At 69.7% G+C, this 22,438-nt stretch carries 19 protein-coding genes; 10 read left to right on the top strand and 9 right to left on the bottom strand.

What is annotated here, in order from left to right; all coding sequences use genetic code 11:
* Positions 1-113: 113 nt before the first annotated feature.
* From gspL to ACAM57_RS26380, 9 genes are all read left to right on the top strand, one after another.
* Positions 114-1,325 carry a type II secretion system protein GspL gene (gspL, locus tag ACAM57_RS26340; RefSeq protein ID WP_126025678.1) on the top strand — a complete coding sequence of 404 codons (1,212 nt, stop codon included), beginning with the start codon at positions 114-116 and terminating at the stop codon, positions 1,323-1,325.
* The gene (gene gspM / locus ACAM57_RS26345; RefSeq protein ID WP_126025677.1) at positions 1,322-1,870 is read left to right on the top strand and encodes a type II secretion system protein GspM; all 549 of its coding nucleotides are present in this window, start codon (positions 1,322-1,324) and stop codon (positions 1,868-1,870) included. The genes gspL and gspM overlap by 4 nt, the downstream gene beginning before the upstream one ends.
* Before the next feature lie 22 nt (positions 1,871-1,892).
* Positions 1,893-2,693: a type II secretion system protein N gene (gene gspN, locus ACAM57_RS26350; protein WP_126025676.1), complete on the top strand. Its 801-nt coding sequence runs from the start codon at positions 1,893-1,895 to the stop codon at positions 2,691-2,693.
* A 5-nt stretch (positions 2,694-2,698) separates the two neighbouring features.
* Complete coding sequence (gene gspD, locus ACAM57_RS26355; RefSeq protein ID WP_126025675.1) at positions 2,699-5,035, top strand: type II secretion system secretin GspD; 2,337 nt, start codon at positions 2,699-2,701, stop codon at positions 5,033-5,035.
* A gap of 11 nt (positions 5,036-5,046) precedes the next feature.
* Entirely contained in the window at positions 5,047-6,444 is a 1,398-nt protein-coding gene (locus tag ACAM57_RS26360) for a GspE/PulE family protein (protein WP_126025674.1), read from the top strand.
* 18 nt (positions 6,445-6,462) lie between these two features.
* On the top strand, positions 6,463-7,701 hold the full coding sequence (gene gspF / locus ACAM57_RS26365) for a type II secretion system inner membrane protein GspF (RefSeq protein ID WP_126025673.1): 1,239 nt from the start codon (positions 6,463-6,465) through the stop codon (positions 7,699-7,701).
* A 34-nt stretch (positions 7,702-7,735) separates the two neighbouring features.
* Positions 7,736-8,635 (top strand): 5'-nucleotidase, encoded by a 900-nt coding sequence (locus ACAM57_RS26370; RefSeq protein WP_369659488.1) that lies wholly within the window; start codon positions 7,736-7,738, stop codon positions 8,633-8,635.
* Positions 8,636-8,691: 56 nt separating this feature from the next.
* Entirely contained in the window at positions 8,692-10,083 is a 1,392-nt protein-coding gene (locus ACAM57_RS26375) for an 8-oxoguanine deaminase (protein ID WP_126025671.1), read from the top strand.
* Between the two features lie 170 nt (positions 10,084-10,253).
* Positions 10,254-12,263 (top strand): lipoxygenase family protein, encoded by a 2,010-nt coding sequence (locus tag ACAM57_RS26380; protein WP_369659489.1) that lies wholly within the window; start codon positions 10,254-10,256, stop codon positions 12,261-12,263.
* A gap of 16 nt (positions 12,264-12,279) precedes the next feature.
* On the opposite strand, the gene ACAM57_RS26385 is transcribed toward ACAM57_RS26380, so the two are convergent.
* The 3 genes from ACAM57_RS26385 to ACAM57_RS26395 are packed head-to-tail and all read right to left on the bottom strand — an operon-like array spanning position 12,280 to position 14,478.
* A complete protein-coding gene (locus tag ACAM57_RS26385) occupies positions 12,280-13,569 on the bottom strand; it encodes a cytochrome c (RefSeq protein ID WP_369659490.1) in 1,290 nt (429 codons plus the stop codon).
* A 13-nt stretch (positions 13,570-13,582) separates the two neighbouring features.
* On the bottom strand, positions 13,583-14,293 hold the full coding sequence (locus ACAM57_RS26390) for a cytochrome c (RefSeq protein WP_369659491.1): 711 nt from the start codon (positions 14,291-14,293) through the stop codon (positions 13,583-13,585).
* Positions 14,290-14,478 carry a DUF2970 domain-containing protein gene (locus ACAM57_RS26395; RefSeq protein WP_184634972.1) on the bottom strand — a complete coding sequence of 63 codons (189 nt, stop codon included), beginning with the start codon at positions 14,476-14,478 and terminating at the stop codon, positions 14,290-14,292. The genes ACAM57_RS26390 and ACAM57_RS26395 overlap by 4 nt, the downstream gene beginning before the upstream one ends.
* Positions 14,479-14,577: 99 nt before the next feature.
* Between ACAM57_RS26395 and ACAM57_RS26400 the strand changes: the two genes are divergently transcribed.
* Complete coding sequence (locus ACAM57_RS26400) at positions 14,578-15,996, top strand: PLP-dependent aminotransferase family protein (RefSeq protein ID WP_369659492.1); 1,419 nt, start codon at positions 14,578-14,580, stop codon at positions 15,994-15,996.
* Here ACAM57_RS26400 and ACAM57_RS26405 read toward each other — a convergent pair.
* The 6 genes from ACAM57_RS26405 to ACAM57_RS26430 form a co-directional block, all read right to left on the bottom strand.
* Positions 15,944-17,215, bottom strand: coding sequence for an MFS transporter (locus ACAM57_RS26405; RefSeq protein WP_369659493.1), 1,272 nt, complete (start codon positions 17,213-17,215; stop codon positions 15,944-15,946). The genes ACAM57_RS26400 and ACAM57_RS26405 overlap by 53 nt on opposite strands.
* 95 nt (positions 17,216-17,310) lie before the next feature.
* Positions 17,311-17,448 (bottom strand): hypothetical protein, encoded by a 138-nt coding sequence (locus tag ACAM57_RS26410; protein WP_369659494.1) that lies wholly within the window; start codon positions 17,446-17,448, stop codon positions 17,311-17,313.
* Between the two features lie 64 nt (positions 17,449-17,512).
* Positions 17,513-18,355 (bottom strand): phosphonoacetaldehyde hydrolase, encoded by an 843-nt coding sequence (phnX, locus tag ACAM57_RS26415; protein ID WP_369659495.1) that lies wholly within the window; start codon positions 18,353-18,355, stop codon positions 17,513-17,515.
* A gap of 62 nt (positions 18,356-18,417) precedes the next feature.
* Positions 18,418-19,563: a TIGR03364 family FAD-dependent oxidoreductase gene (locus tag ACAM57_RS26420; RefSeq protein ID WP_369659496.1), complete on the bottom strand. Its 1,146-nt coding sequence runs from the start codon at positions 19,561-19,563 to the stop codon at positions 18,418-18,420.
* The gene (locus ACAM57_RS26425) at positions 19,560-21,275 is read right to left on the bottom strand and encodes a putative 2-aminoethylphosphonate ABC transporter permease subunit (protein ID WP_369659497.1); all 1,716 of its coding nucleotides are present in this window, start codon (positions 21,273-21,275) and stop codon (positions 19,560-19,562) included. The genes ACAM57_RS26420 and ACAM57_RS26425 overlap by 4 nt, the downstream gene beginning before the upstream one ends.
* Before the next feature lie 2 nt (positions 21,276-21,277).
* The gene (locus ACAM57_RS26430) at positions 21,278-22,348 is read right to left on the bottom strand and encodes an ABC transporter ATP-binding protein (RefSeq protein ID WP_369659498.1); all 1,071 of its coding nucleotides are present in this window, start codon (positions 22,346-22,348) and stop codon (positions 21,278-21,280) included.
* Between the last annotated feature and the right edge of the window lie 90 nt (positions 22,349-22,438).

Raw genomic sequence — 22,438 nt, forward strand, 5'->3', positions numbered from 1 at the left:
TTTGTAGCCAAAAAGCCTTCCAGAGCGCGTCACATCAGCGTGATACGCTATGAAAAACAGAGCGCCATCGTGTCGGACGCGCACCTACAATCACCGGCTTTTCCAAGATCCACATGACTCCCCTGCTGCTCATTGCCCCCCTCCCTCCGGCCGATGCCGCGGGCGAGTACGACTGGGCCCAGGCAGGCGACGACGGCATTGCATTGCGCAACCAGGGCCGGGCGTTGCTGGCGCTGCTGCCCTCGAGCCCGGAGGTCATGCTCGGCATTCCTTCCGCCGCGCTCTCCTGGCACCGCATCACGCTGCCCAAGGGCAGCATGGGCAGCGCCTCGAAGCTGCGCGCCGTGCTCGACGGCCTTCTCGAAGAACACCTGCTCGACGAGCCCGAGGCCCTGCACTTCGCGCTCGAGCCCGACGCCAAGGCCGGCGCGCCCGTTTGGGTCGCGGCCTGCAACCGCATCTGGCTGCGCAGCATCGTGCACGGGCTCGAAGCGGCCGGCCGGCGCGTGGTGCGCATCGTTCCCGAATTCACGCCGCAGCCGGCCGACGGTCCGCCGCTGCTGCTGGTCACCGGCGAACCCGAGGCGCCGCGGCTCACGGTGTGCGACGCCGACGGCGTGGTCTCGCTGCCGCTGGCCGGCGCGGGGCTGGCGCTGTCGGACGGCCTGCCGCTGGACACCGCCGTCATCTCCACCGAACCCGCCGTGGCCGAGGCCGCCGAATCGCTGCTGCAGCGCCGCGTGCCCATCGTGCAGTCGCCGCAGCGCTGGCTGCAGGCCGCGCGCACGCCCTGGGAGCTCGCTCAGTTCGACCTCGCGGTCACCGGCCGCGCGCGTGCCGGCAAGAAGTTCGCCTCGGTGATTCAAACATTGCGCTATGCGCCCGAATGGCGCGCCGCGCGCTGGGGCGTGGTCGCGCTGCTGCTGACCCAGCTGATCGGCCTGAACGCCTGGGCCTGGAAGGAGCGCAACGCGCTCGAATCGAAGCGCCAGGCCGCCAAGGCGATGCTGACGCAGACCTTTCCCTCCGTGAAGATCGTGGTCGACGCGCCGGTGCAGATGCAACGCGAGGTCGCATCGCTGCAGCAGGCCGTGGGCGACGTGGCGAACAGCGACTTCGAACCCATGGTCGGTGCTCTTGCCGGCGTCCTGCCGCCCGGCAAGGTACCGAGCGCCGTCGATTACAGCGCCGGCCAGCTGCGCCTGCGCGGCCTCGGGCTGCAGCCGTCGGAGGTCTCGCAGATCACCAATGCGATGGCGCCACGCGGCTACAACGTGCGCACCGAAGGCGACCTCCTGCTGGTACAGGCCGAGGCCAACCGATGAACTTCAGCGAACAGCTCAAGGCCCGCTGGGCCACCCTGGAAGTGCGCGAGCGCCGCATGGTCTATGCCGCCGCGGCCCTCGTGGCGCTGGCCCTGCTCTGGTGGATCGCGCTCGCTCCCGCGCTGCGCACACTGTCCGCGGCGCCGGCCGAACACGCTCAGCTCGATGCGCAGCTGCAGCAGATGGCCACCCTGCAGGCCCGCGCCAAGGCCCTGCAGTCGCAGCCCCGCCTGAACCGCGACGACGCGATGCGCGCGCTCGAAACCTCCGTGCGCGAGAGCCTGGGCACGAGCAACGCGCAGCTCATGGCATCGGGAGGTGACGGCGCCGCCACCGTCTCGCTGCGCGCGGCGCCCGCCGCCACCGTCGCCCAGTGGCTCGGCCAGGCCCGCGGCAATGCGCATGCGGTGCCGCGCGAAGTCCACCTGACCCGCGCGCCGGCCTCGACGCCGCCGCCATCTTCGCCCGCCGCCAAGGACGCGCCCAGGACACCGCAGGTCCGCTGGGACGGCACTGTCGTCATGGCGCTGCCCGCGGCGCGCTGAGAAAGAACGGCAGACGACCCGCATGCTGAGCCGCCCTCCGATCCCCGAACCCCGACCCCGCCGCGGCTGGCGCTGGGCCCTGCTCGGCGCCGTCACCGGCGTGCTGCTGGCGGTGGTGCTGTTCGCGCCGGCCCGCTGGCTGTCGGCGGCGCTGTCGAGCTGGAGCCAGGGCCGCCTCGTGCTGACCAACCCGCGTGGCACCGTATGGAACGGCACGGCCGCCGTGGTCCTCGCCAGCGGCGCGGGCGGCATGCAGGCGGTGTCGCTGCCTGGCCTGCTGCACTGGCGCATGCGCCCGAGCTGGAACGGCATCGCCGCCAGCCTCGATCTGCCGTGCTGCGCCGCGCAGCCGATCGAACTCAAGGCCAGTCCGCGCGCCGGCGGCATGCAGCTCGCCTGGCAGGACAGCCGCTCGCGCTGGCCCGCCACCCTGCTCATGGGGCTGGGCGCGCCGTGGAACACGCTCAAGCTCGAAGGCGCGCTCGACCTGAACACCAAGGCCTTCTCGATGCAGTGGGACGGCCCCGCGCTGCGCATCGCCGGCCAGGCGACGCTCGACGCCACCGATGTTTCCTCCAGCCTGTCGACGCTGCGGCCGATGGGCAGCTACCGGCTCACGCTCGAAGGCGGCAGCCGCCCCACGCTGCTGCTGAGCACGCGCGAGGGCAGCCTCGAGCTCAACGGCAGCGGCAGCTGGACCGGCACTTCCTTTCGCTTCAACGGCGAAGCCAGTGCCGCGCCCGGCCGCGAAGACGCTCTTTCCAATTTGTTGAACATCATCGGACGGCGCGACAACGCGCGTTCGATCATCACCCTGGGTTGATCCTCATGATGAAGCCACTGTTTTCGACCGGCACCGTCGCGCTCGCCGTGCGCGTGCTGATCGCCGCCACGTTCCTGCAGGCCGCGCCCGCCGCGTTCGCGCAGACCGGCGACGCGCCGCGCCGCGGCGAGCCGATCACGCTGAACTTCTCCAACGCCGACATCGAGGCCGTGGCCCGCACCATGGCCGTGGTCACCGGCCGCGACGTGGTGGTCGACCCGCGCGTGAAGGGCACGATGAACCTGGTCACCGACCGCGCGATCCAGCCGGCCGCGGCCTTCAACCAGTTCGCCTCGGCGCTGCGCCTGCAGGGCTTCGCGGTGGTGGAAGCCGACGGCCTCTACAAGGTGGTGCCCGAGGCCGACGCCAAGCTGCAGAGCAGCACCGTCAACACCTCCATCAGCGCCACGGCGTCCAGCGGCAGCAACCAGATCGTCACGCAGATCTTCAGGCTCAACTACGAGTCGCCGAACAACCTGCTGCCGGTGCTGCGCCCGCTGATTCCGCCGAACAACACCATCAACGTGAACCCGGGCAACAACTCGCTCGTGATCACCGACTACGCCGACAACATGCGCCGCCTGGCGCGCATCATCGCGTCGCTGGACGTGCCGAACGCCTCCGACATCGAGATCATCCAGCTCAAGCACTCGGTGGCCACCGACATGGTGCCGCTGGTGCAGCGGCTGGTGGACGGCGGCGGCTCGGGCGCACCGGGTGCGCCGGCGGCTCCCGGCGCGGCCGACGCGTCGTTCCGCACCACGCTCATGGCCGATCCGCGCAGCAACTCGCTGATCATCCGCGCGGCCAACCCGGCCCGCGTGGCGCTGATCCGCACGCTGGTGGACAAGCTCGACCGCCCCGCCGTCGAGGGCAGCAACGGCGCGGCCGGCAACATCTACGTGGTGTACCTGAAGAACGCCGACGCGGTGCGCCTCGCGGCCACGCTGCGCGCGGCGATGGCCGCCAACCAGTTGAACACCACGCCGGGCACGCCGGGCGCCACGGCCAGCGCCGTGCCGCAGCAGAGCGCGCCGCAGGCCATGCAGGTCAACCTGAACAACAGCAGCCAGTCGGGGGCATCTGCGGCCGCCAGCGCGCCGCTCAACAACGCCAACCAGCCGTCCACCGGCGGCCAGATCCAGGCCGACCCGTCGACCAACTCGCTGATCATCACCGCGCCCGAGCCTCAGTACAGGCAGATGCGCGCGGTGATCGACAGGCTGGACGGACGGCGAGCACAGGTCATGATCGAGGCGCTGATCGTCGAGGTGAGCGACACGGCCGCCGCGAAGTTCGGCGTGCAGTGGCAGAGCGCGCTGGGCAACAACGCGGTGATCGGCACCAACTCCTCGGTGGCCGGAGCCAACCTGCTGACGCTGACCCAGGCCCTGGCCACGCGCAACGCCGCAGGCCTGGCCGGCGCGATCACGCCGGGCGCGAACCTCGGCATCGCCGGCAAGGTCGGCGGCCAGTACATCCTGGGCGCGATCGCCAGCTTCTTCGACAGCGACAAGGACGCCAACGTGCTGTCCAAGCCCAACCTGCTGACGCTGGACAACGAGGAAGCCAAGATCGTCATCGGCCAGAACGTGCCCTTCGTGACCGGCCAGTACGCCAGCACCTCGGGCTCGGTCGGCGTCAACCCGTTCACCACCGTCGAGCGCAAGGACGTGGGCCTCACGCTGCGCGTGCGCCCGACCATCAACGAGAACGGCACGGTGAAACTGACGATCTTCCAGGAGACCTCCACGGTCGACGGAAACACCGTCAACAACCAGAATGGCCCCACCACCAACAAGCGCTCCATCGAATCGAGCGTGCTGGTGGAAGACGGCGGCCTCGTGATGCTCGGCGGCCTGTTGTCCGACAGCTACGGCAACACGGTCGAGAAGGTGCCGCTCGCAGGCGACATTCCCGTGCTCGGCAACCTGTTCAAGAGCCAGGCCCGCACGCGCGAGAAGATCAACCTCATGATGTTCCTGCGCCCGGCGGTGATGCGCGATGCCAGCGCCACCGAAGCCTTCGCGTACGACCGCTACGACGAGATCCGCGGCATGCAGCAGCGCACGCAGCCCGACACTTCCAACGTGATGCTGCGCGGCGTGAGCGGCTCGAACATCCTGCCCGAACTGGCGCCCCCCTCGCGTGCTCTGGCCCCGACTTCGGCGGCTCCGGCGCCCTCGGCCTCCACCGCCGCGCGCGGCGGCTCGCGCCTCGAAGGCACCCAGCTGATCCCGCCATCGCAACCTGCCGCGGACAGCCGCAAACTGGCGCCCAGCCCCCTGCGTGGCGCACTGCCCCCCACCGGCGACCCGGTGAGCGCGCGGGAACTGCCCTGATACTGTTTCCGATGTCCAACCGCTATCCCCTGCCCTACGCCTTCGCACGCAGCCAGCAATTGCTGCTGGAGGAGACCGACGACGGCCGCTACACGCTGTGGATGTCGAGCACCCCGGCGCGCAGCGCGGTCGGCGAGGTCTCGCGCAAATACGGCGTGCAGGCATTCGAGGTGCTGGCCGACGGTCCGCTGGCGCAGCGCATCAGCGCGGCCTATGCGCAGGGCGAATCGAGCGCCGCCGCGGTGGTCAGCGAGGTGCAGAGCGACGCCGACCTCTCGCGCATGATGCAGGAGCTGCCGGCGGTGGAAGACCTGCTGGAAAGCGCCGGCGACGCGCCCATCATCCGCATGCTGAACGCCCTGCTCACGCAGGCCGCGCGCGACGGCGCCAGCGACATCCACATCGAGCCCTACGAGCGCACGTCTTCCGTGCGCTTTCGTATCGACGGCACGCTGCGCGAGGTGGTGCAGCCCAACCGCGCGCTGCACGCGGCGCTGATCTCGCGCCTGAAGATCATGGCCGACCTCGACATCTCCGAGAAGCGGCTGCCGCAGGACGGGCGCATCTCGCTGCGCATCGGCACGCGCGCGGTCGACGTGCGGGTGTCGACGCTGCCCAGCGCGCACGGCGAGCGCGCGGTGCTGCGCCTGCTGGACAAGAGCGAATCGAAGCTCACGCTCGAATCGGTGGGCATGCAGGGCGACACGCTGGAGCGCTTCGAGAAGCTCATCGCGCAGCCGCACGGCATCATCCTCGTGACCGGCCCCACGGGCTCGGGCAAGACCACCACGCTGTACGCAGCGCTGGCCCGGCTCGACGCCACCCGCAGCAACATCATGACGGTGGAAGACCCCATCGAGTACGAGCTGCCGGGCGTGGGCCAGACGCAGATCAACGCGAAGATCGAACTCACCTTCGCCAAGGCCCTGCGCGCCATCCTTCGGCAGGACCCGGACGTGATCATGATCGGCGAAATCCGCGACTTCGAAACCGCGCAGATCGCCATCCAGGCCTCGCTGACCGGCCACCTCGTGCTGGCCACGCTGCACACCAACGACTCGGTCAGCGCCGTCACGCGCCTCACCGACATGGGCGTGGAGCCCTTCCTGCTGAGCTCGTCGCTGCTGGGCGTGCTCGCCCAGCGCCTCGTGCGCAAGGTCTGTACCTCGTGCGGCGGCGCGGGCTGCGAAGCCTGCGGCCAGACCGGCTACCAGGGCCGTACCGGCATCTTCGAGCTGCTGGTGGCGGACGACGAAGTGCAGGCGCTCATCCACGGCAAGGCGGCCGAGAGCCAGCTCTTCGAGGCCGGCGAACGCGGCGGCCTGCGCTCGATGCGCGAGGACGGCGAGCGGCTGGTGCAGGCCGGCATCACCTCGCGCGCCGAGTTGCTGCGCGTCACGCGCGAGTAGCGAGCAAGAAGAGAAGAGATGCCCGCCTACGCATTCGAAGCCATCGACGCCAGCGGCCAGTCGCGCGAAGGCGTTCTCGAGGCCGACACCGCCCGCAGCGCGCGCAGCCTGCTGCGGGCTCAGGCGCTCATTCCGCTATCGGTCAAGCCGGTTGGCAGCGAGCATGCCGGCGGTGGTGGCCAGCGCAGCGGACTCGGGCGCTGGCTGGGCGGCGGCAAGCGCGTGTTCAACTCCACCGGGCTCGCCGTGTGGACGCGGCAGCTCGCCGGCCTCGTCTCGTCGGGCCTGCCGCTGGAACGCGCGCTCACGGCGCTGACCGACGAGGCCGAGTCCGACCAGCAGCGCAATCTTGTCGCGTCGCTGCGCGCCGAGGTCAACGCGGGCTCGCCGTTCGCGCGGGCGCTGTCGGCGCATCCGCGCGAGTTCTCGCCCATCTACACGGCCGTGATCGGCGCCGGCGAGCAGAGCGGCAACCTCGGCCTCGTGCTCGACCGCCTCGCCGACGACCTCGAGGAGCGCCAGGCGCTGCAGCAGAAGCTGATCGGCGCGGCGCTGTACCCGGCCATCGTCACGCTGGTGGCGATCGTGATCGTGATCTTCCTCGTGAGCTACGTGGTGCCGCAGGTGGCCCAGGTGTTCGCGGGCACCAAGCGCTCGCTGCCGTTCCTCACCACGGTGATGCTCTCGCTGAGCTCCGGCGTGCGCAACTACGGCTGGTGGATGCTGGCGGGCGTGGTGCTCGCCGCCATCGGCACGCGGCTCGCGCTGGCGCAGGAAGCGCTGCGCCTGAAGTTCGATTCGGCCTGGCTGAAGCTGCCGCTGGTGGGCAAGCTCGCGCGCGGCTACAACGCGGCGCGCTTCGCGAGCACGCTCGCCATGCTGGCCACGGCCGGCGTGCCGATCCTGCGCGCGCTGCAGGCAGCTTCCGAGACTTTGAGCAACCGGGCGATGCGCGCCGACGCGCTCGACGCGCTGGTGCTGGTGCGCGAAGGCGCGCCGCTGGCCTCCGCGCTGGCGCAGAAGAAACGCTTTCCGGGCCTGGTGTCGATGTTCGCCCGCCTCGGCGAACAGACCGGCACCCTGCCGCTGATGCTGCAGCGCGCCGCCAACCAGCTCGGCGCCGAAGTGCAGCGCCGCGCGATGCACCTCGCCACCATCCTGGAGCCGCTGCTGATCGTGGCGATGGGCGGGGTGGTGATGCTGATCGTGCTGGCTGTGATGCTGCCGATCATCCAGCTGAATCAATTCGTCAAGTGACGACGGCCGGCCCGCAGCGCAGGACGCACGCAACATGCCCGTAACCCTCGAAGACAAGCTCGTGGTCGCGATCTCCTCGCGCGCCCTGTTCAACCTCGAAGAAGAAAACAAGGTCTTCGAGGCCGGCGACAACGAGGGCTACATGAAGCTGCAGCTCGACCGCATCGACGTGCCGGCCGCGCCCGGCATTGCCTATTCGCTCATCCGCAAGCTGCTGCGCTTCAACGACGACGGCGTGCAGCGCGTGGAGGTGGTGATCCTCTCGCGCAACGATCCGGTCTCGGGCATGCGCATCTTCAGGTCGAGCGCGGCGGCCGACATCAAGCTGCAGCGCGGCGTTTTCACCCAGGGCCGCCCGCCCTTCGGCTACCTGCGCCCGCTGCGCGCGCACCTGTTCCTCTCGGTCAACGAGCAGGACGTGCGCGAGGCACTCAATGCCGGCTTTCCGGCCGCGCGCGTGCTGGTCGAATCGGTAAAGGCGAGCGACGCCTGGCCGAACGAAGTGCGCATCGCCTTCGATGGCGACGCCGTGCTGTTCTCCGACGAGGCCGAGCGCGTGTACCAGAAGGAAGGCCTCGACGCCTTCCAGGCCCACGAACTCAGCAAGGCCGACCTGCCCCTGCCCGAAGGGCCCTTCAAGCCGCTGCTGAGCGCGCTGCACCGCCTGCAGATGGCCGGCAATGCGCAGATGCGCATCCGCACCGCGCTGGTCACCGCGCGCAGCGCCCCGGCGCACGAGCGCGCAATCCGCACGCTGATGAAGTGGAACATCCGCGTCGACGAAGCCATGTTCCTCGGCGGCCTGCCCAAGGGCGAATTCCTGCGCGAGTTCGAGCCCGACTTCTTCTTCGACGACCAGACGGGGCATGTGGATGCGGCCTCGCGGCACGTGCCGGCGGGGCATGTGAGCAGCGGGATCAGCAACGAGTCCTGAGGGGCGGCCTCGCGGCGCGCTTGCCTCGCGCCCGGCCCGAGGGCAAGAATGCCGGCATGCTGATCCTCCGACATGCCGACACTCTCGTCACCATGGACGCCACCCGGCGCGAGATCGCCGATGGCGCCGTGGTGTGCGACGGCCCCGCGATAGCCTGGGCCGGCCCCACGGCCGAGCTGCCCATCGCCTACCTTGAAGCCCTGCGCGACGGCAAGGCCGAGGCCATCGACATGCGTGGCCACGTGGTGATGCCCGGCCTGGTCAACACGCACCACCACATGTACCAGAGCCTCACGCGCGCGGTGCCCGAGGCGCAGGACGCCGAGCTCTTCGGCTGGCTCACCAGCCTGTACCTGCTGTGGGCGCGCATCACGCCCGAGATGATCCGGGTGTCCACGCAGACGGCGATGGCCGAGCTGATGCTCTCGGGCTGCACCACCACCAGCGACCATCTCTACCTGTTCCCCAACGGCTCGCGGCTCGACGATTCGATCGAGGCGGCCGACGCGATGGGCATGCGCTTCCACGCGGCGCGCGGCAGCATGAGCGTGGGCCGCAGCGCCGGCGGACTGCCGCCAGACGAGGTGGTCGAGACCGAGGAAGCGATCCTGCGCGACAGCGAGCGGCTCATCGGCCGCTGGCACGATGCCTCGCGCCACTCGATGCGCCGCATCGTGCTCGCGCCCTGCTCACCTTTCTCGGTGTCGCGCGACCTGATGCGCCTGTCGGCCGAACTGGCGCGCGAGCGCGGCGTATCGCTGCACACGCACCTGGCCGAGAACGACAACGACGTCGCGTACTCGCGCGAGAAGTTCGGCATGACGCCGGCCGAGTACGCCGAAGACCTGGGCTGGGTCGGCCGCGACGTGTGGCACGCGCACTGCGTGAAGCTCGACGAGGCCGGCATCGCGCTCTTCGGCCGCACCGGCACGGGCGTGGCGCACTGCCCGTGCTCCAACATGCGCCTGGCCTCGGGCATCGCGCCCATCGGTGCGATGCGCCGCGCTGGGGTGCCGGTGGGGCTGGGCGTGGACGGCAGCGCGTCGAACGACGGCGCGCACATGCTGGGCGAGGCGCGCCAGGCGATGCTGCTGCAGCGCGTGGGCTACGGCCCGGCGGCGATGACGGCGCGCGAGGCGCTCGAGATCGCCACGCTCGGCGGCGCCCAGGTGCTGGGCCGCGACGACATCGGCGCCATCGCGCCCGGCATGTCGGCCGACATCGTGGCCTTCGACATGCGCGGCGTCGCGCATGCTGGCGCGGGGCACGACCCGGTGGCAGCGCTCGTGTTCTGCACGCCGGCATCGGTGTCGCTGAGCGTGATCGGCGGCGCGGTGCGGATCCGCGGCGGTGCATTCACCGGGCTCGAACTGGCGCCGCTGCTGGCCAGACATCGCGACCTGGCGCGCACGCTGTATGAAGCCGCACGGCACCCGCACACGGCCTGACGACGCCCTGACCACGCGTTGCAGGGAACGCACCTCGGAGTAGGCAGCAACCCTGATTGCCAACGCCCAAGCCCCTCCGCAGAATCCGCCCACCAAATAGAACGAGCGTTCGATTTGGTGGCCGAGCCTTCCGTCGGCCTCCCGAGATTAACAACAACAGGGACTCCCCGATGAAGCGCAGAGACATCCTCAAATGGTCCGCCTCGGCGGGCGGCCTGGGCCTGCTGGCCGGCAAGACATCCACGGCATCGGCGGCCCTGCCGGTGCCGAAGCCCACGCTGCCGCAGAAGATCGACCCGATCAGCGCCACGCTGCGGCGGCTGGAGCTGGTGGGTCGGCAGGCGACCTATCTCTGGACCGAATCGCACATCAACCTGGCTGGCGTGCCGATGGGCGCGGTGGTGCCGGCCACCGAACTGCCGGCACTCGAACACCAGCTCAAGACGATTGCAAAGGCGCTGGAGGCCGTCACCAACTTCGCGGCCTCGTTCGCCACCAGCGCGCTGGCCTCGGGCAGCCTGCAGTCGCTGGACAACCTGCGCACGCGGCTTGCGAGCCTGCAGGCCAGCTTCGACCAGCTGCTGGCCGCCAACAGCGGACTGGCCACCTTGCCGGCCGCGGTGCTGACGCTGCTCGGCACGCTCACCGGCACGGCGGGCGACATCGCCACGCAGCTCAAGCAGATCCACCAGGACCTGCTCTCGCAAGGCCCGCTGGGCGCGCTGAACGGACCGAAGACTGTGGCGCAGTACGACGCGCTGTTCGTCACCATCGAGAAGCCCGCCATCGCGCAGCTGCTGCACGACAACGACCTGTTCGCCGCCATGCGCGTAGCCGGGCCCAACCCGATGCTGATCCAGCGCGCGACCGCGCTGCCGGCCAAGTTCCCGCTCGGCAATGCGCAGTATCAGCAGGTGATGGGCGCGGGCGACAGCCTTGCCGAGGCTGCCTCGTCGAGTCGGCTCTATATCCTCGATTACGAAGGCCTCGCAGACATGGCGCCGGCCGGAGCGCAGGTCAAGCCGCTCACGGGCACCGGCTACATCCAGGCGCCCATCGCACTGTTCGCGCGGCCGAAGACCGGCCGTTCGCTGGTGCCGGTCGCCATCCAGTGCGGGCAGGACCCGGCCGCGAGCGCCATCTTCCTGCGCGTGGACGACACCGCCAACGCCGAGGCCTACTGGGCCTGGCAGTCGGCCAAGACCGTGGTGCAGGTGGCCGACTTCAACTACCACGAGATGTTCGTGCACCTGGGCCGCACGCACCTGATGTCGGAAGCCTTCGCGATGGCCACGCAGCGCCAGCTCGCGACAGCGCATCCGCTGAGCCGGCTGCTGTCGCCACACCTGGAAGGCGCGATGTTCATCAACGAGGCGGCGACGCTGATCATCATGGCGCCGCTGACCACGGGCGACGTGATCCTCGCCGCACCCATCGAGACGCTGCAGCAGCAGTGCGGACGCGACCGGCTGGCCTACGACTTCTACGACCGCATGATGCTGCCCAACGACCTGCGCACGCGCGGCGTGGACGACGCAGCGGCACTGCCCGACTACCCCTACCGCGACGACGCGCTGCTGGTGTGGAACGCGATCGCGCAGTGGGTGGGCGACTACGTGGCCACCTACTACCTGAGCGACGCCGACGTGACCGGCGACTACGAGCTCAAGGCCTGGGCCTCCGAGCTGGCGACAAGCGGCAAGGTGCACGGCTTCCGCGCGATCACCACGCGCGCGCAGCTGATCGACGTGCTCACCGCCATCATCTTCAACGCCAGCGCGCAGCATGCGGCGGTGAACTTCCCGCAGTATTCGGTGATGACCTATGCGCCCTTCAGCGCGGGAGCCGAAGGGATGCCGGCGCCGACGAGCGGCGCTGGCCAGAACGAGGCGAGCTGGTCGCAGATGCTGCCCTCGCGGCTGGCGGCGCAGGAGCAGATCCTGCTGTTCCACATCCTCGGCGGCGTGTACTACCGGCCGCTGGGCGAATACAAGGACAACGTCTTTCCGCACCTGCCGGTGCTTCTGGACCCGGCCATCGTCGGGCAAGGCGGGCCGCTGGAGCGCTTCCGCAATGCGCTTGCGGGCATCGAAGCGACCATCGGCCAGCGCAACACGACGCGCGCGCGGCCTTACGAATATCTGCTGCCGAGCCGGATTCCCTCCAGCACGAACATCTGATCGATCGGTCGATCGATCAGCGCCGCATGGTGTCGAGCTGCGTGACCGGTGGGCTGTCGTTGCCCCACGAGCCGCGCACGTAGGTGAGCACCGCCGCGACCTCGGCCGCATCCAGCGTCTGGCCGAAGGGCGGCATGCCGTACGGGCGCGGGTTGCCGGCCGTCGAGGGCAGGAAGCCACCGTGCGCGATCACCTGGATCAGGTTGGTGGGCCGCGCCATGTTCACTGCGCGGTTGCCCGCCAGCGGCGGATAGGCGCCCGCCGCACCCTGGCCCTGGTCGCCGTGGCAGTAGGCGCAGCGCTGGTCGTAGATCTTCGCGCCGCGCGCCATGGTGCCGGCGTCGCGGCGGATCGGGGCCTTGGCCGTGGCGGCGGCCGGGGCTTCGGCCTTGGGCGCATCGGGCAGGTCCTTGAGGTAGCTGGCCATGGCGGTGAGGTCGGCGTCGCTCAGGTACTGCGTGCTGCGGAACACCACGTCGGCCATCGGCCCCATCACCGAGCCGCGCGGCGCCACGCCGTTCTTGAGCAGTGCCACCACGTCGGCTGCGGACCAGTCGGCCACGCCCGCCTCGTGCGGATCGGTGAGCGAAGGCGCGTACCAGTTCTCGACGGCGATCAGGCCGCCCGAGAGCCCCAGCTTCGTCTCCGTTGCGCCCAGCGAATTGCGGCTGCCATGGCAGGCGATGCAATGGCCCAGGCCGTTGACGAGGTAGGCGCCCCGGTTCCATTCAGCGGGCTTGCCTGCATTGGCAACGAAGGGCTCGGGCTTGAACGAGAGCGCGCGCCACACGGCGAGCGCCGCCTGCGTGTCGTACGGAAAGCGCAGCCGGTGCTCGCGGTTGGGTACCGCCGAGGGCGGCACGCTGCGCAGGTAGGCGTAGATGGCGTCCGAATCCTCGCGCGTCACCTGCGTGAAGCTCGGGTACGGGAACGCGGGGTACAGCAGCCTGCCGTCCTTGCTGCGGCCGTTGTGCATCGCGCGCCAGAAGTGCGCGCTGCTCCAGCTGCCGATACCGGCCTTGTCGTCGGGCGTGAGGTTGCTCGAATAGACGGTGCCGAAGGGTGTCTCGATGGGCATCCCGCCCGCATAGGGCTCGCCGCCGCGCGTGGTGTGGCAGCCGGCGCAGTTGCCGGCCAGCGCGAGGTAGCGCCCGCGCTCGACGAGTTGCGGCGTGGACTGGAAGGCTTCGGCCTGCGTGGGCAGCGGGTCTTCGCCGCGCAAGTTCATCGCCACGATGGTGCCGGCGGCCACGGCGCCGAGCACGACGAGCGCAAGCAGCAGCCAGGCGAGGTGTCGCAGTTTCATGGGCGCTGCTCCCTCACTTCGCGGGCATGCCGCCGCACTTCACCGGCAGCGGTGCGGGCAGCGAGGCGGCGGGCTTCGTGTCGACGGGCATCGGCTGCACGGCGAGCCAGCTCGCGACGGCGTTGATGTCGGCGGTGCTCATGCGCCGGCCGATATCGGCCATGCAGTCGGGCGCCATCGCATGCCGCTCGTTGGTGAGCCAGGCGCCGAGCTGCGACGACACGTACAGCCGCGGGAGCCCCAGCAGCCCCGGAATGGCCGGCTGCACGCCCGTGAGCGCCGCGCCGTGGCACTGCACGCAGGCCGGAATGCCGCGCGCCGCATCGCCCTCGCGCACGAGTTGGCGGCCGCGCTGCAACTGCTCGGGCGTCGCATCGCTCACGGGGGAAACGGGCGGGTAAGGCAGCTGCAGCCCGGCGAAGTATTCGGCCATCTCGCGCAGGTAGGCGTCCGACAGGTGCTGCACCATGTACGCCATGTCGGTGTTGAAGCGGCGCCCATCGCGAAAACTCACGAGCTGGTTGAACAGGTAACCGGCCGGCTTGCCCGCCAGGCGCGGAAAGTAGCCGGCGTTGGTGGTCGCGCCCTCGCGGCCGTGGCAGGCGATGCAGGCGGCCACGCGCTGCTCGATGGTGTCGGGCACGGTGGCCGGCGTGGCGGCGTTCGCCATGGCCTGCACGGCAAGAAGCAGGCCGAGCCCGAGGAGCTTGAGCGCTCGCCTCATGTGCCGGCGGCGAAATGCGCCAGCGTGATGAGCCCCGCGATCAGCAGCAGCACCATCACCACCGCGACGCCGATCAACGGCAGGATGCCGACCTGCGAGGTGCGCCGCTCGGCGTCGGCACGGCGGCCGCCCAGCCCGATGAAGCTCCAGAGAACGGCGCGCAATGCGCGCAAGAGATTCGACATGAGGTCGAGTGTGGACCAGACCGGCCGAAAAAAACAGATGCAGATCCGCACCAATTGACCGGTGCAGATAAAGTGCATCCGAACGAATCACACCCAGCGATGAAGCGATATGAAGCCTTGGCCGCCGACATCGAGGCCTCGATCCGCAGCGGCACCCTGAAGACCGGCGACCGCCTGCCCTCGGTGCGCCACACCGGCGCCAGCCGCGGCGTGAGCGCCTCCACCGTGTTCCAGGCCTACTACCTGCTGGAAGCGCGCGGCCTGGTGCGGGCGCGCGACCGCTCGGGCTACTACGTCGCCGGCGGCGGGCTGCGAGACGCACCGCCCGAATCCACCCTCACCTCGCGCCCCGCCGGCGGGCCGAAGTCGCTGGACGTGAGCGACCAGGTGTTCGACATCCTCGAGGCCAGCATGTCGCGCAAGGTCGTGCCCTTCGGCTCGGCCTTTCCGAGCCCGCTGCTGTTTCCGCTGGCGCGGCTGGGGCAGTTCATGGCCGCCAGTGCCAGGTCGCTCGACCCGTGGAGCACGGTGGATGACCTCACGCCCGGCAGCGCGGCGCTGCGCCGGCAGATCGCGCTGCGCTACCTGGCCGACGGCATGCAGGTGCCGGCCGACGAGATCGTCATCACCAACGGCGCGCTCGAGGCGCTCAACCTCTGCCTCTCGGCGGTGACGCGGCCGGGCGATGCGGTGATCGTCGAATCGCCCACCTTCTACGCGGCATTGCAGGCGCTGGAACGCATGGGCCTGCGCGCCGTCGAGGTGCCGACGCATCCGGGCGACGGCATCGACCTGGAGGCGCTGGAGCAGGCCATCGCGGCACACAAGCCGGCCGCCTGCTGGCTCATGACCACCTTCCAGAACCCGCTGGGCAGCCTGATGCCCGATGCGAAGAAGAAGGCGCTGGTGGAACTGCTCACGCGGCACGGGCTGCCCCTGATCGAGGACGATGTGTACGCCGAGCTGTACTTCGGCGAACGCCGCCCACCGCCGGCCAAGGCCTTCGACACGCAGGGGCTGGTGCTGCACTGCTCTTCGTTCTCGAAATGCCTGGCGCCTGGCTATCGCATCGGCTGGACCTCGGCCGGACGCTTCGCACGCAAGGTCGCACGGCAGAAGCTTTCGAGCACGCTGAGCACCTCGGCACCGGCGCAACTGGCGCTCGCGGGCTACCTGGAGAAAGGCGGGCTCGACAGGCACCTGCGCAAGCTGCGCCAGACGCTGGCGATGCAGCAGGCCACCTTCGCGCAGGCCGTGGGGCACTACTTTCCGGAAGGCACGCGCGCGACGCGGCCGCTGGGCGGGTACTTCCTCTGGGTAGAACTACCGGCGGGTGCGAACGCGCTGGAAATACACCGCAAGGCGCTGGAACTCGGCATCAGCGTCGCGCCGGGGCCGATCTTCTCGGCCACGCGCGCCTTCGCCAACTGCCTGCGGCTCAACTACGGCCACCCGTGGGACACGGTCAGCGAGCAGGCAATGCGAACACTCGGCCGCCTGATCGCCGAAGCGTCCTGAACAGCAGGAAGCTCGCGATGCTCACGTTCACCAGGTTCCAGCCGATGCCGTTGATGAAGGCCGCGTGGTAGCTGCCGGTGAGGTCGAACACCTTGCCCGACATCCATCCGCCCAGCGCCATGCCGAAGAGCGTGAACATCAGCACCGTGCCCACACGCCCACCCGCTTCCTTCGGCGGAAAGTGCTCGCGCACGATGATCGCGTACGACGGCACGATGCCTCCCTGGAAGAGGCCGAAGAGCGCCGAGATCACGTAGAGCGGCACCAGCCCGTCGAACGGCAGGAACAGCAGCAGCGCCACGCACTGCAGCACGCCGCCCAGCAGCAGCGTGCGCAGCCCGCCGATGCGGTCGCAGATGGCGCCCGACACCAGCCGGCTCACGATGCCGAAGCCCAGCATCAGCGACAGCATGATCGCGCCCTGCGCCGGGCCGTAGCCCAGGTCGCCGCAGTAGGCCACGATGTGCACCTGCGGCATCGCCATCGCCACGCAGCAGGCCACGCCGGCAATGCACAGCAGGCTCTGCGCCGCGCCCATGCTCAGGCCGAAGGGGCGGGTCATGTCGCGCACGGGCGCTGCCGCACCCGAAGCGGCGCCTGCCGGAGCCACCTCGGCCAGCGCGGGCGGCCGCGCGCGGAAGAACAGCGCCAGCAGCGCCATCGTCACGCCGCAGAAGATGCCCATGCCGATGTAGGTCTGGCGCCAGCCCACGGTTTCCACGAAGTGCTGCGCGATCGGCGGCCACACCGCGCCCGCCAGGTAATTGCCGCTGGCGCACACCGCCACCGCGATGCCGCGCCGCTTGACGAACCACAGCGAGGTGTCGGCCACCAGCGGCGCGAAGGCCACCGAGCTGCCGAGCAGGCCGACCAGCAGCGCCTGCGCTATCGTGAAGCTGACGATGCCACCGGAGAAGCCCGTGGCGACGTAGCCCGCCCCCAGGAAGACCGCGCCGATCAGCAGCGGCTTCATCACGCCGATGCGGTCGGCCAGCTTGCCCATCAGCACGCCGCCGAAGCCGAAGCCCAGCATCAGCAGCGTGTAGGGCAGAGAGGCGTCGGCGCGCGCGATGCCGAACTCGGCCTGCACGGCAGGCAGCATCACCGACACCACGTACATGCCGCTGCTGCCGACGGTCATGATCAGCAGCGTGAGGCCCAGGCGGACCATGGCGTAGCGGGAGTCGGGCTGATGGATGGTTGTCTCGCTTGTCTTCATTTTTCTCTCCGCGGCGAGGATACCCCGCGGTGCGAAAACCCGAGACACGCGCGGAACCAAGTGGCGCAGTGAGCCACCTCGGACGCGGCTTTGCCTCAGTGCGCGTCGGCCGCCGGAGCGACAAGGCTCGCCAAAGCCTTCGGCGTGGGCACGCCCGGCTTCGTCGGCTTTTCGTCGCACGCGGCCGTCAGCAGGCCGAGGCAGAAGAGAAGGACAAAGGCTGTGCTTCGCATGCGGGCCATGCTAGGCCCGCGCCGCGGCGCGTCAAGTCGGACGCTGCCGCTTTCTCTCCAGCGCTCAGGCGGCAGTGGCCGCGGCGGCTGCTGGCCGCTCGCCGCGCTGCAGGCGGCGCTCGATGTCTTCCAGTACCTGCGGCAGGTCGGCCACGCTGTCGATCACGTAGTGCGCGCCGGCAGCTTCGAGGTCGGCAGTGGCGCGGGCGCGGCGCTCCTGCTGCTGCGCTTCGTCGAGCGCCTGCCATTCGGCCAGCGTGAGGCCGTTGGCGTTGCCGCTGACCGCGAGGCCCACGGCCCAGGTGCCGGCGTTGAGGCCTTCCTGCAAGCCGACGCCGGTGTCGTCGACCTTCACCACGGTGTGCGGCGGCCACACGCCGAGGTCGGCGAAGCAGCGGTACATCATGAGCGGCGACGGGCGGCCCTCTGCGAGGTCGCCGGCGCATACGAGGTTGTCGGGCGAGTAGCCGCCGGCCGCGGCGATGGGCACGACCACCTCCATGATCGGGCGGTTGTAGCCCGTGGTGGAGCCGATCTTCAGGCCCCGGTCGCGCGCCGCCTTCACGGCTTCGAGCGCGCCGGGAATGAAATCGGCATGGTCGCGTGCGCTGGCCGCGTTCATCGGCGTGAACACTTCATAGAGCCTGTCGACATCTGCGTCGCTGAAGGCGTGGCCGTGCTTCGCTTCCCATTGCGCGGCGATGCGCGGCAGCGTGCCCAGCGCCTTGATGTGGTCCCACTTGGCCATGCCCATCGGGCCGCGCGCCTCGGCGATGGTGATGTCGACGCCGAACTGCTCGAACAGCTTCACGAAGGCGCCCATGGGCGCGCAGGAGCCGAAGTCGAGGATGGTGCCGGCCCAGTCGAAGACGACGGCCTTGAGTTGGGAGTGGTTGTGGGCGTTCATGGCGGCGGGTGTGTGTGTCTCTGGAAGAAGGATAGCGAACGGTGATGGCCTTTTTGCCGGTCTCACCAGGCGTTGAAGACGTCGTGCGCGATGCCGAAGCCCGTGCTCGCGCCGCTGCCACTGGTGACCAGCACCAGCCGCGTGGCGTCGTCGGGCGCGTCGATCACGCAGGGCGTGGTCTTCGACGACGGGTACACGCCGGTCCAGCGCTCGGTGATCTGCGCGGCCTCGAGGTTCAGCGTGCTGCGCAGGTGGCGCAGGATGAGCTGGTCGACCTCTTCCATCGCAAAGGGCTCCGGCGCGTCGGCGTAGTGGTGCGAGTCGCCGACCACCAGCGAGCCGTCGGCGCTCTGCACCACGATCAGGTGGATGCCGTGCGCGAGCGACGCGGCCTCTTCCTGCTGCAGGCGCTCGCGCAGCGCGGCGGCTTCGGACAGCGTGCTGTAGCCCTCGTAGCGCACGAGGCTGAGGTCCATCATCACCGAACCCGGCAGGCGGAAACCCGCCTCCGGCTTCACGCGCAGCATCTGCAGCCGGCACAGCGTGAGCTTCTGCTCGGCGATGCGTTCGGCGAAGAGGCCGTGCAGGTCGGTGTTGGTGCAGACCACCACGCGCTCGGCGTGCAGCGTGCCGCGCGAGGTGCGCACGCGCGGGGTTTCCACCTCGTGCACGGCTTCGCCGAAGCGGAAGGTCACGCCGTGCGCCTCGGCCAGCCACTTCGTGAGCAGGCCGATGGCGGTGCGCGACTCAACGCGCAGCTCGTGCGGGCTGAAGAGCACCGAGCGCGCATCGGCAAGACTCAGCGCAGGCGCCCTGGCCTGCGCGTCGGCGGCTTCGAGCAGTTCGCAGCCCTTGCCCATCGGGGTGCGCATGAAGGCTTCGAGCACGTCGTGCGCCTCGGGGCGATAGGCCGCGAGCCAGAGGTTGCGGTGCACGACATCGATGCCGGCCTGCGGTGCGACCTCGTTCCACACGCCTCGCGCATGCATGGCGCGGCGCCACATGTCGCCCGGCGCCTGGCCGGTGATGGTGATGAAGCCGAAGTTGCGGATCGACGCGCCGATGGCGGCCGCGTCGCGCTCGATCACGCAGACCTTGAGGCCGCGCTGCACGGCGGTGTAGGCATGGGCCAGTCCGACGATGCCGGCGCCGACCACGATGAGGTCGAAGCTGCCGGGGTTCTTTGCTTGCGGGGTTGCGCTTGTCAACGATGTCTCCAGGTCTGGGTGCGCTTGAGTGCCCATTGCCCCGCCAGCGCGAACAGGCCCCGGCCGATGGCGGCGGTGAGCATGATCAGCGAGGCCATGGCGGCGGCAGGCGCCACGTCGCCGGCGTCGTCCATGTTGAGCACGGCGATGGCGGCGAGCGTGGTTTGCGGCGAATAGAGGAACACGACGGCCGAAACGGTGGTCATCGCGTTCACGAAGAAATAGCCGCCCACGTTGAGCACGGTGGGCAGCGCCACCGGCAGGTGCACGCGCCACAGCGTGCGCCAGAACGGCACGCCCATCGACTCCGACACCAGCTCGTATTCGCGGTCGAGCTGGCGCAGCGCGGTGAGCGAGGTGAGGTGCGCCACCGAGAAGAAATGCGCCACCGTGCAGACCACGAGGATGGTCATGCTGCCGTAGATGGCACGCAGCGGGTTCGACGGCGAGATGAAGAAGAAGATGTAGCCCACGCCCAGCACCAGCCCCGGCACCGCGAGCGGAAGGTTGGCCAGCAGGTTGAGCAGCTCGCGCAGCAGGCCGAAGTGGCGCGGCTTCTCGACGAAGTAGGCCGACACGAAGGTGATGAGCGCGCCCGCCACCGCCGCGCAGACGGCCATGCGCAGCGAGTTGAAGTAGCTGCCCCAGCCGCCGCCGTCCATGTTGCTGAAGTCGTAGTTCCTGAACGACGGCACGAGGTTGTACGGCCAGTAGGTGGCGAGCGACGCGAACACCGCCATGCCGATCATCACGAGGATGGCGAGTGCCGTGAGCACGCAGAAGGCCAGCAACGCACGGTCGCGCGACTTCACGGGCTCCGGCTGGTAGGGCGTGGCGCGCGCCGACAGCGCCGCGGCCTGCTTGCCGCGCACATGCCGCTCGACGAGGAAGGACAGCACCGCGGGAATCAGCAGCACCAGGCCGACCACCGCGCCCATCTGGAAGTTCTGCTGGCCGACCACCTGCTTGTAGATGTCGGTGGCGAGCACGCCCGTCTGGCCGCCCACCACCTTCGGCACGCCGAAGTCGGTGACGACCAATACGAACACCACCATCGCGGCCACGATCAGGCCGTAGCGCGACGAAGGCAGCGTCACCGTGCGGAAGATTCGCCAGCGCGAGGCGCCCAGCGTCTGCGCGGCCTCGTAGAGCCGGCCGTCGGAGGTGGCCATGGCGGTGGTGAGGATCAGCAGCGCGTGCGGGAGCGTCCAGAACACCGAGCCGAGCACGATGCCCAGCGGGCCGTAGATGGAGAGGTCGCCCAGCAGCCCCTTGAACAGGCCCTGGTTGCCGAACAGGTAGACGAGGCTGATCGCGGGCAGCAGCGAAGGCGCGAGCAGCGGCATCAGCGCCACGGCGCGCAGCACGCCCTTGGCCGGCATGCACGACAGCGTCAGCCCGTAGGCATAGACGTAGGCGATGCCGGTGCAGATCACCGCGCTGATCGCCGCGAGCCCCACGCTGTTGAATGCCGACTGCACCAGCGCCGGGTTCTCGAAGTAGCGCGCGAAATTGGCGAGGCCGACGAAGGCGCCCTCGCGGTCGAAGAAGCTCTGGCCGACCAGCGCACCGACCGGCAGCGCGACGATCACCACCAGCAGCAGCACGACCAGCAGCACGGCAGCACCGGCCAGCCAGCGCTCGCGGTCGAACGCGCTGCGGCGCGTCGCCATCACCGGCGCGACGGCGATGGCGTCGGGAGAACTGCTCATGCTCAATGCGCCAGGACGGACAGCGCGTTCAATGGCAGCTGGATGTGCACCATGCTGCTGGGCACCAGCGGCTCGTCGCCGCCGCTGCGGGCGTCGGCGGGCAGTTCGGCCTCGATCTCGATGCCCAGCGGCTCGCAGGCCAGGCGGGCGGAGGTGCGGTTGCCGAAGAACTCGGTGTCGAGCAGGCGCGCAGCGAAGCTGTTGGCGCCGAGCTCGGTGCCGAAGCGCTTGACCACCACGTGTTCGGGACGGATGCCCACGGTCGCCTGCGAACCGATGCTGAGGTTGCCGGGCGCGCACAGCAGTTCGCTGTCGCGCACACGCACCTTGCCGTCGGCCAGCACGGTGGCGGGCAGCATGTTCATGCGGCCCACGAAGCCGGCCACGAAGCGGGTGCGCGGTTGGCGATAGAGCTCGTCGGGCGTGCCGGCCTGCTCGATGCGGCCGTTGTGCATGAGCACCACCCGGTCGGCCATCGAGAGGGCTTCTTCCTGGTCGTGCGTGACCATGATGGTCACGATGCCCAGGCGCTTCTGCAGCGCGCGGATTTCGCTGCGCAGCGTGGCGCGCACCTGCGCGTCGAGCGCGGAGAGCGGCTCGTCGAGCAGCAGCAGGCGCGGGTTGGGCGCGAGCGCGCGCGCCAGCGCGATGCGCTGCTGCTGGCCGCCGGAGAGCTGCACCGGGTACCTGTCGGCATGCGCGGCCAGCCCGACCAGGTCGAGCATCTCGCGCGAGCGCTTGGCCATCTCGCGGGCCAGCGCGCCCGTGGGATGCAGGCCGTAGGCGATGTTCTGCGCGGCCGTCAGGTTGGGAAACAGCGCGTACGACTGGAACACCACGCCGAAGCCGCGCGCCGCGGGCGGCAGGCCCGCGATGTCCTGGCCGCCGAGCAGGATCTGGCCGCTGTCGGCACGCTCGATGCCGCAGACGATGCGCAGCAGCGTGGTCTTGCCGCAACCCGAAGGGCCGAGCAGGCACACGAACTCGCCGGGCTCGATGTCGAGGTCGATGCCGTCGAGCACGCGGGTCGCGCCGAAGGATTTCTGGATGCCGCGCAGGGAAAGGAAGCTCATATCAATGTCGAACGGGGTGGAATGCGGGTACAGAACGCAGAGGACGCGAAGGTTTCGCGAAGGTCGCAGAAGTCTTCAAAAGGGAATAGC

Source organism: Variovorax sp. V15, from assembly GCF_041154425.1.
Classification (GTDB): Bacteria; Pseudomonadota; Gammaproteobacteria; order Burkholderiales; family Burkholderiaceae_C; genus Variovorax; species Variovorax guangxiensis.

Coding starts and splice junctions, on each gene's coding strand:
- ACAM57_RS26405 (WP_369659493.1), bottom strand. CDS start 17,215: ATGAAGACAAGCGAGACAACCATCCATCAGCCCGACTCCCGCTACGCC.
- ACAM57_RS26400 (WP_369659492.1), top strand. CDS start 14,578: ATGAAGCGATATGAAGCCTTGGCCGCCGACATCGAGGCCTCGATCCGC.
- ACAM57_RS26430 (WP_369659498.1), bottom strand. CDS start 22,348: ATGAGCTTCCTTTCCCTGCGCGGCATCCAGAAATCCTTCGGCGCGACC.
- gspN (WP_126025676.1), top strand. CDS start 1,893: ATGCTGAGCCGCCCTCCGATCCCCGAACCCCGACCCCGCCGCGGCTGG.
- ACAM57_RS26360 (WP_126025674.1), top strand. CDS start 5,047: ATGTCCAACCGCTATCCCCTGCCCTACGCCTTCGCACGCAGCCAGCAA.
- ACAM57_RS26410 (WP_369659494.1), bottom strand. CDS start 17,448: ATGCGAAGCACAGCCTTTGTCCTTCTCTTCTGCCTCGGCCTGCTGACG.
- gspM (WP_126025677.1), top strand. CDS start 1,322: ATGAACTTCAGCGAACAGCTCAAGGCCCGCTGGGCCACCCTGGAAGTG.
- ACAM57_RS26425 (WP_369659497.1), bottom strand. CDS start 21,275: ATGAGCAGTTCTCCCGACGCCATCGCCGTCGCGCCGGTGATGGCGACG.
- gspL (WP_126025678.1), top strand. CDS start 114: ATGACTCCCCTGCTGCTCATTGCCCCCCTCCCTCCGGCCGATGCCGCG.
- gspF (WP_126025673.1), top strand. CDS start 6,463: ATGCCCGCCTACGCATTCGAAGCCATCGACGCCAGCGGCCAGTCGCGC.
- gspD (WP_126025675.1), top strand. CDS start 2,699: ATGATGAAGCCACTGTTTTCGACCGGCACCGTCGCGCTCGCCGTGCGC.
- ACAM57_RS26370 (WP_369659488.1), top strand. CDS start 7,736: ATGCCCGTAACCCTCGAAGACAAGCTCGTGGTCGCGATCTCCTCGCGC.
- phnX (WP_369659495.1), bottom strand. CDS start 18,355: ATGAACGCCCACAACCACTCCCAACTCAAGGCCGTCGTCTTCGACTGG.
- ACAM57_RS26380 (WP_369659489.1), top strand. CDS start 10,254: ATGAAGCGCAGAGACATCCTCAAATGGTCCGCCTCGGCGGGCGGCCTG.
- ACAM57_RS26385 (WP_369659490.1), bottom strand. CDS start 13,569: ATGAAACTGCGACACCTCGCCTGGCTGCTGCTTGCGCTCGTCGTGCTC.
- ACAM57_RS26395 (WP_184634972.1), bottom strand. CDS start 14,478: ATGTCGAATCTCTTGCGCGCATTGCGCGCCGTTCTCTGGAGCTTCATC.
- ACAM57_RS26375 (WP_126025671.1), top strand. CDS start 8,692: ATGCTGATCCTCCGACATGCCGACACTCTCGTCACCATGGACGCCACC.
- ACAM57_RS26390 (WP_369659491.1), bottom strand. CDS start 14,293: ATGAGGCGAGCGCTCAAGCTCCTCGGGCTCGGCCTGCTTCTTGCCGTG.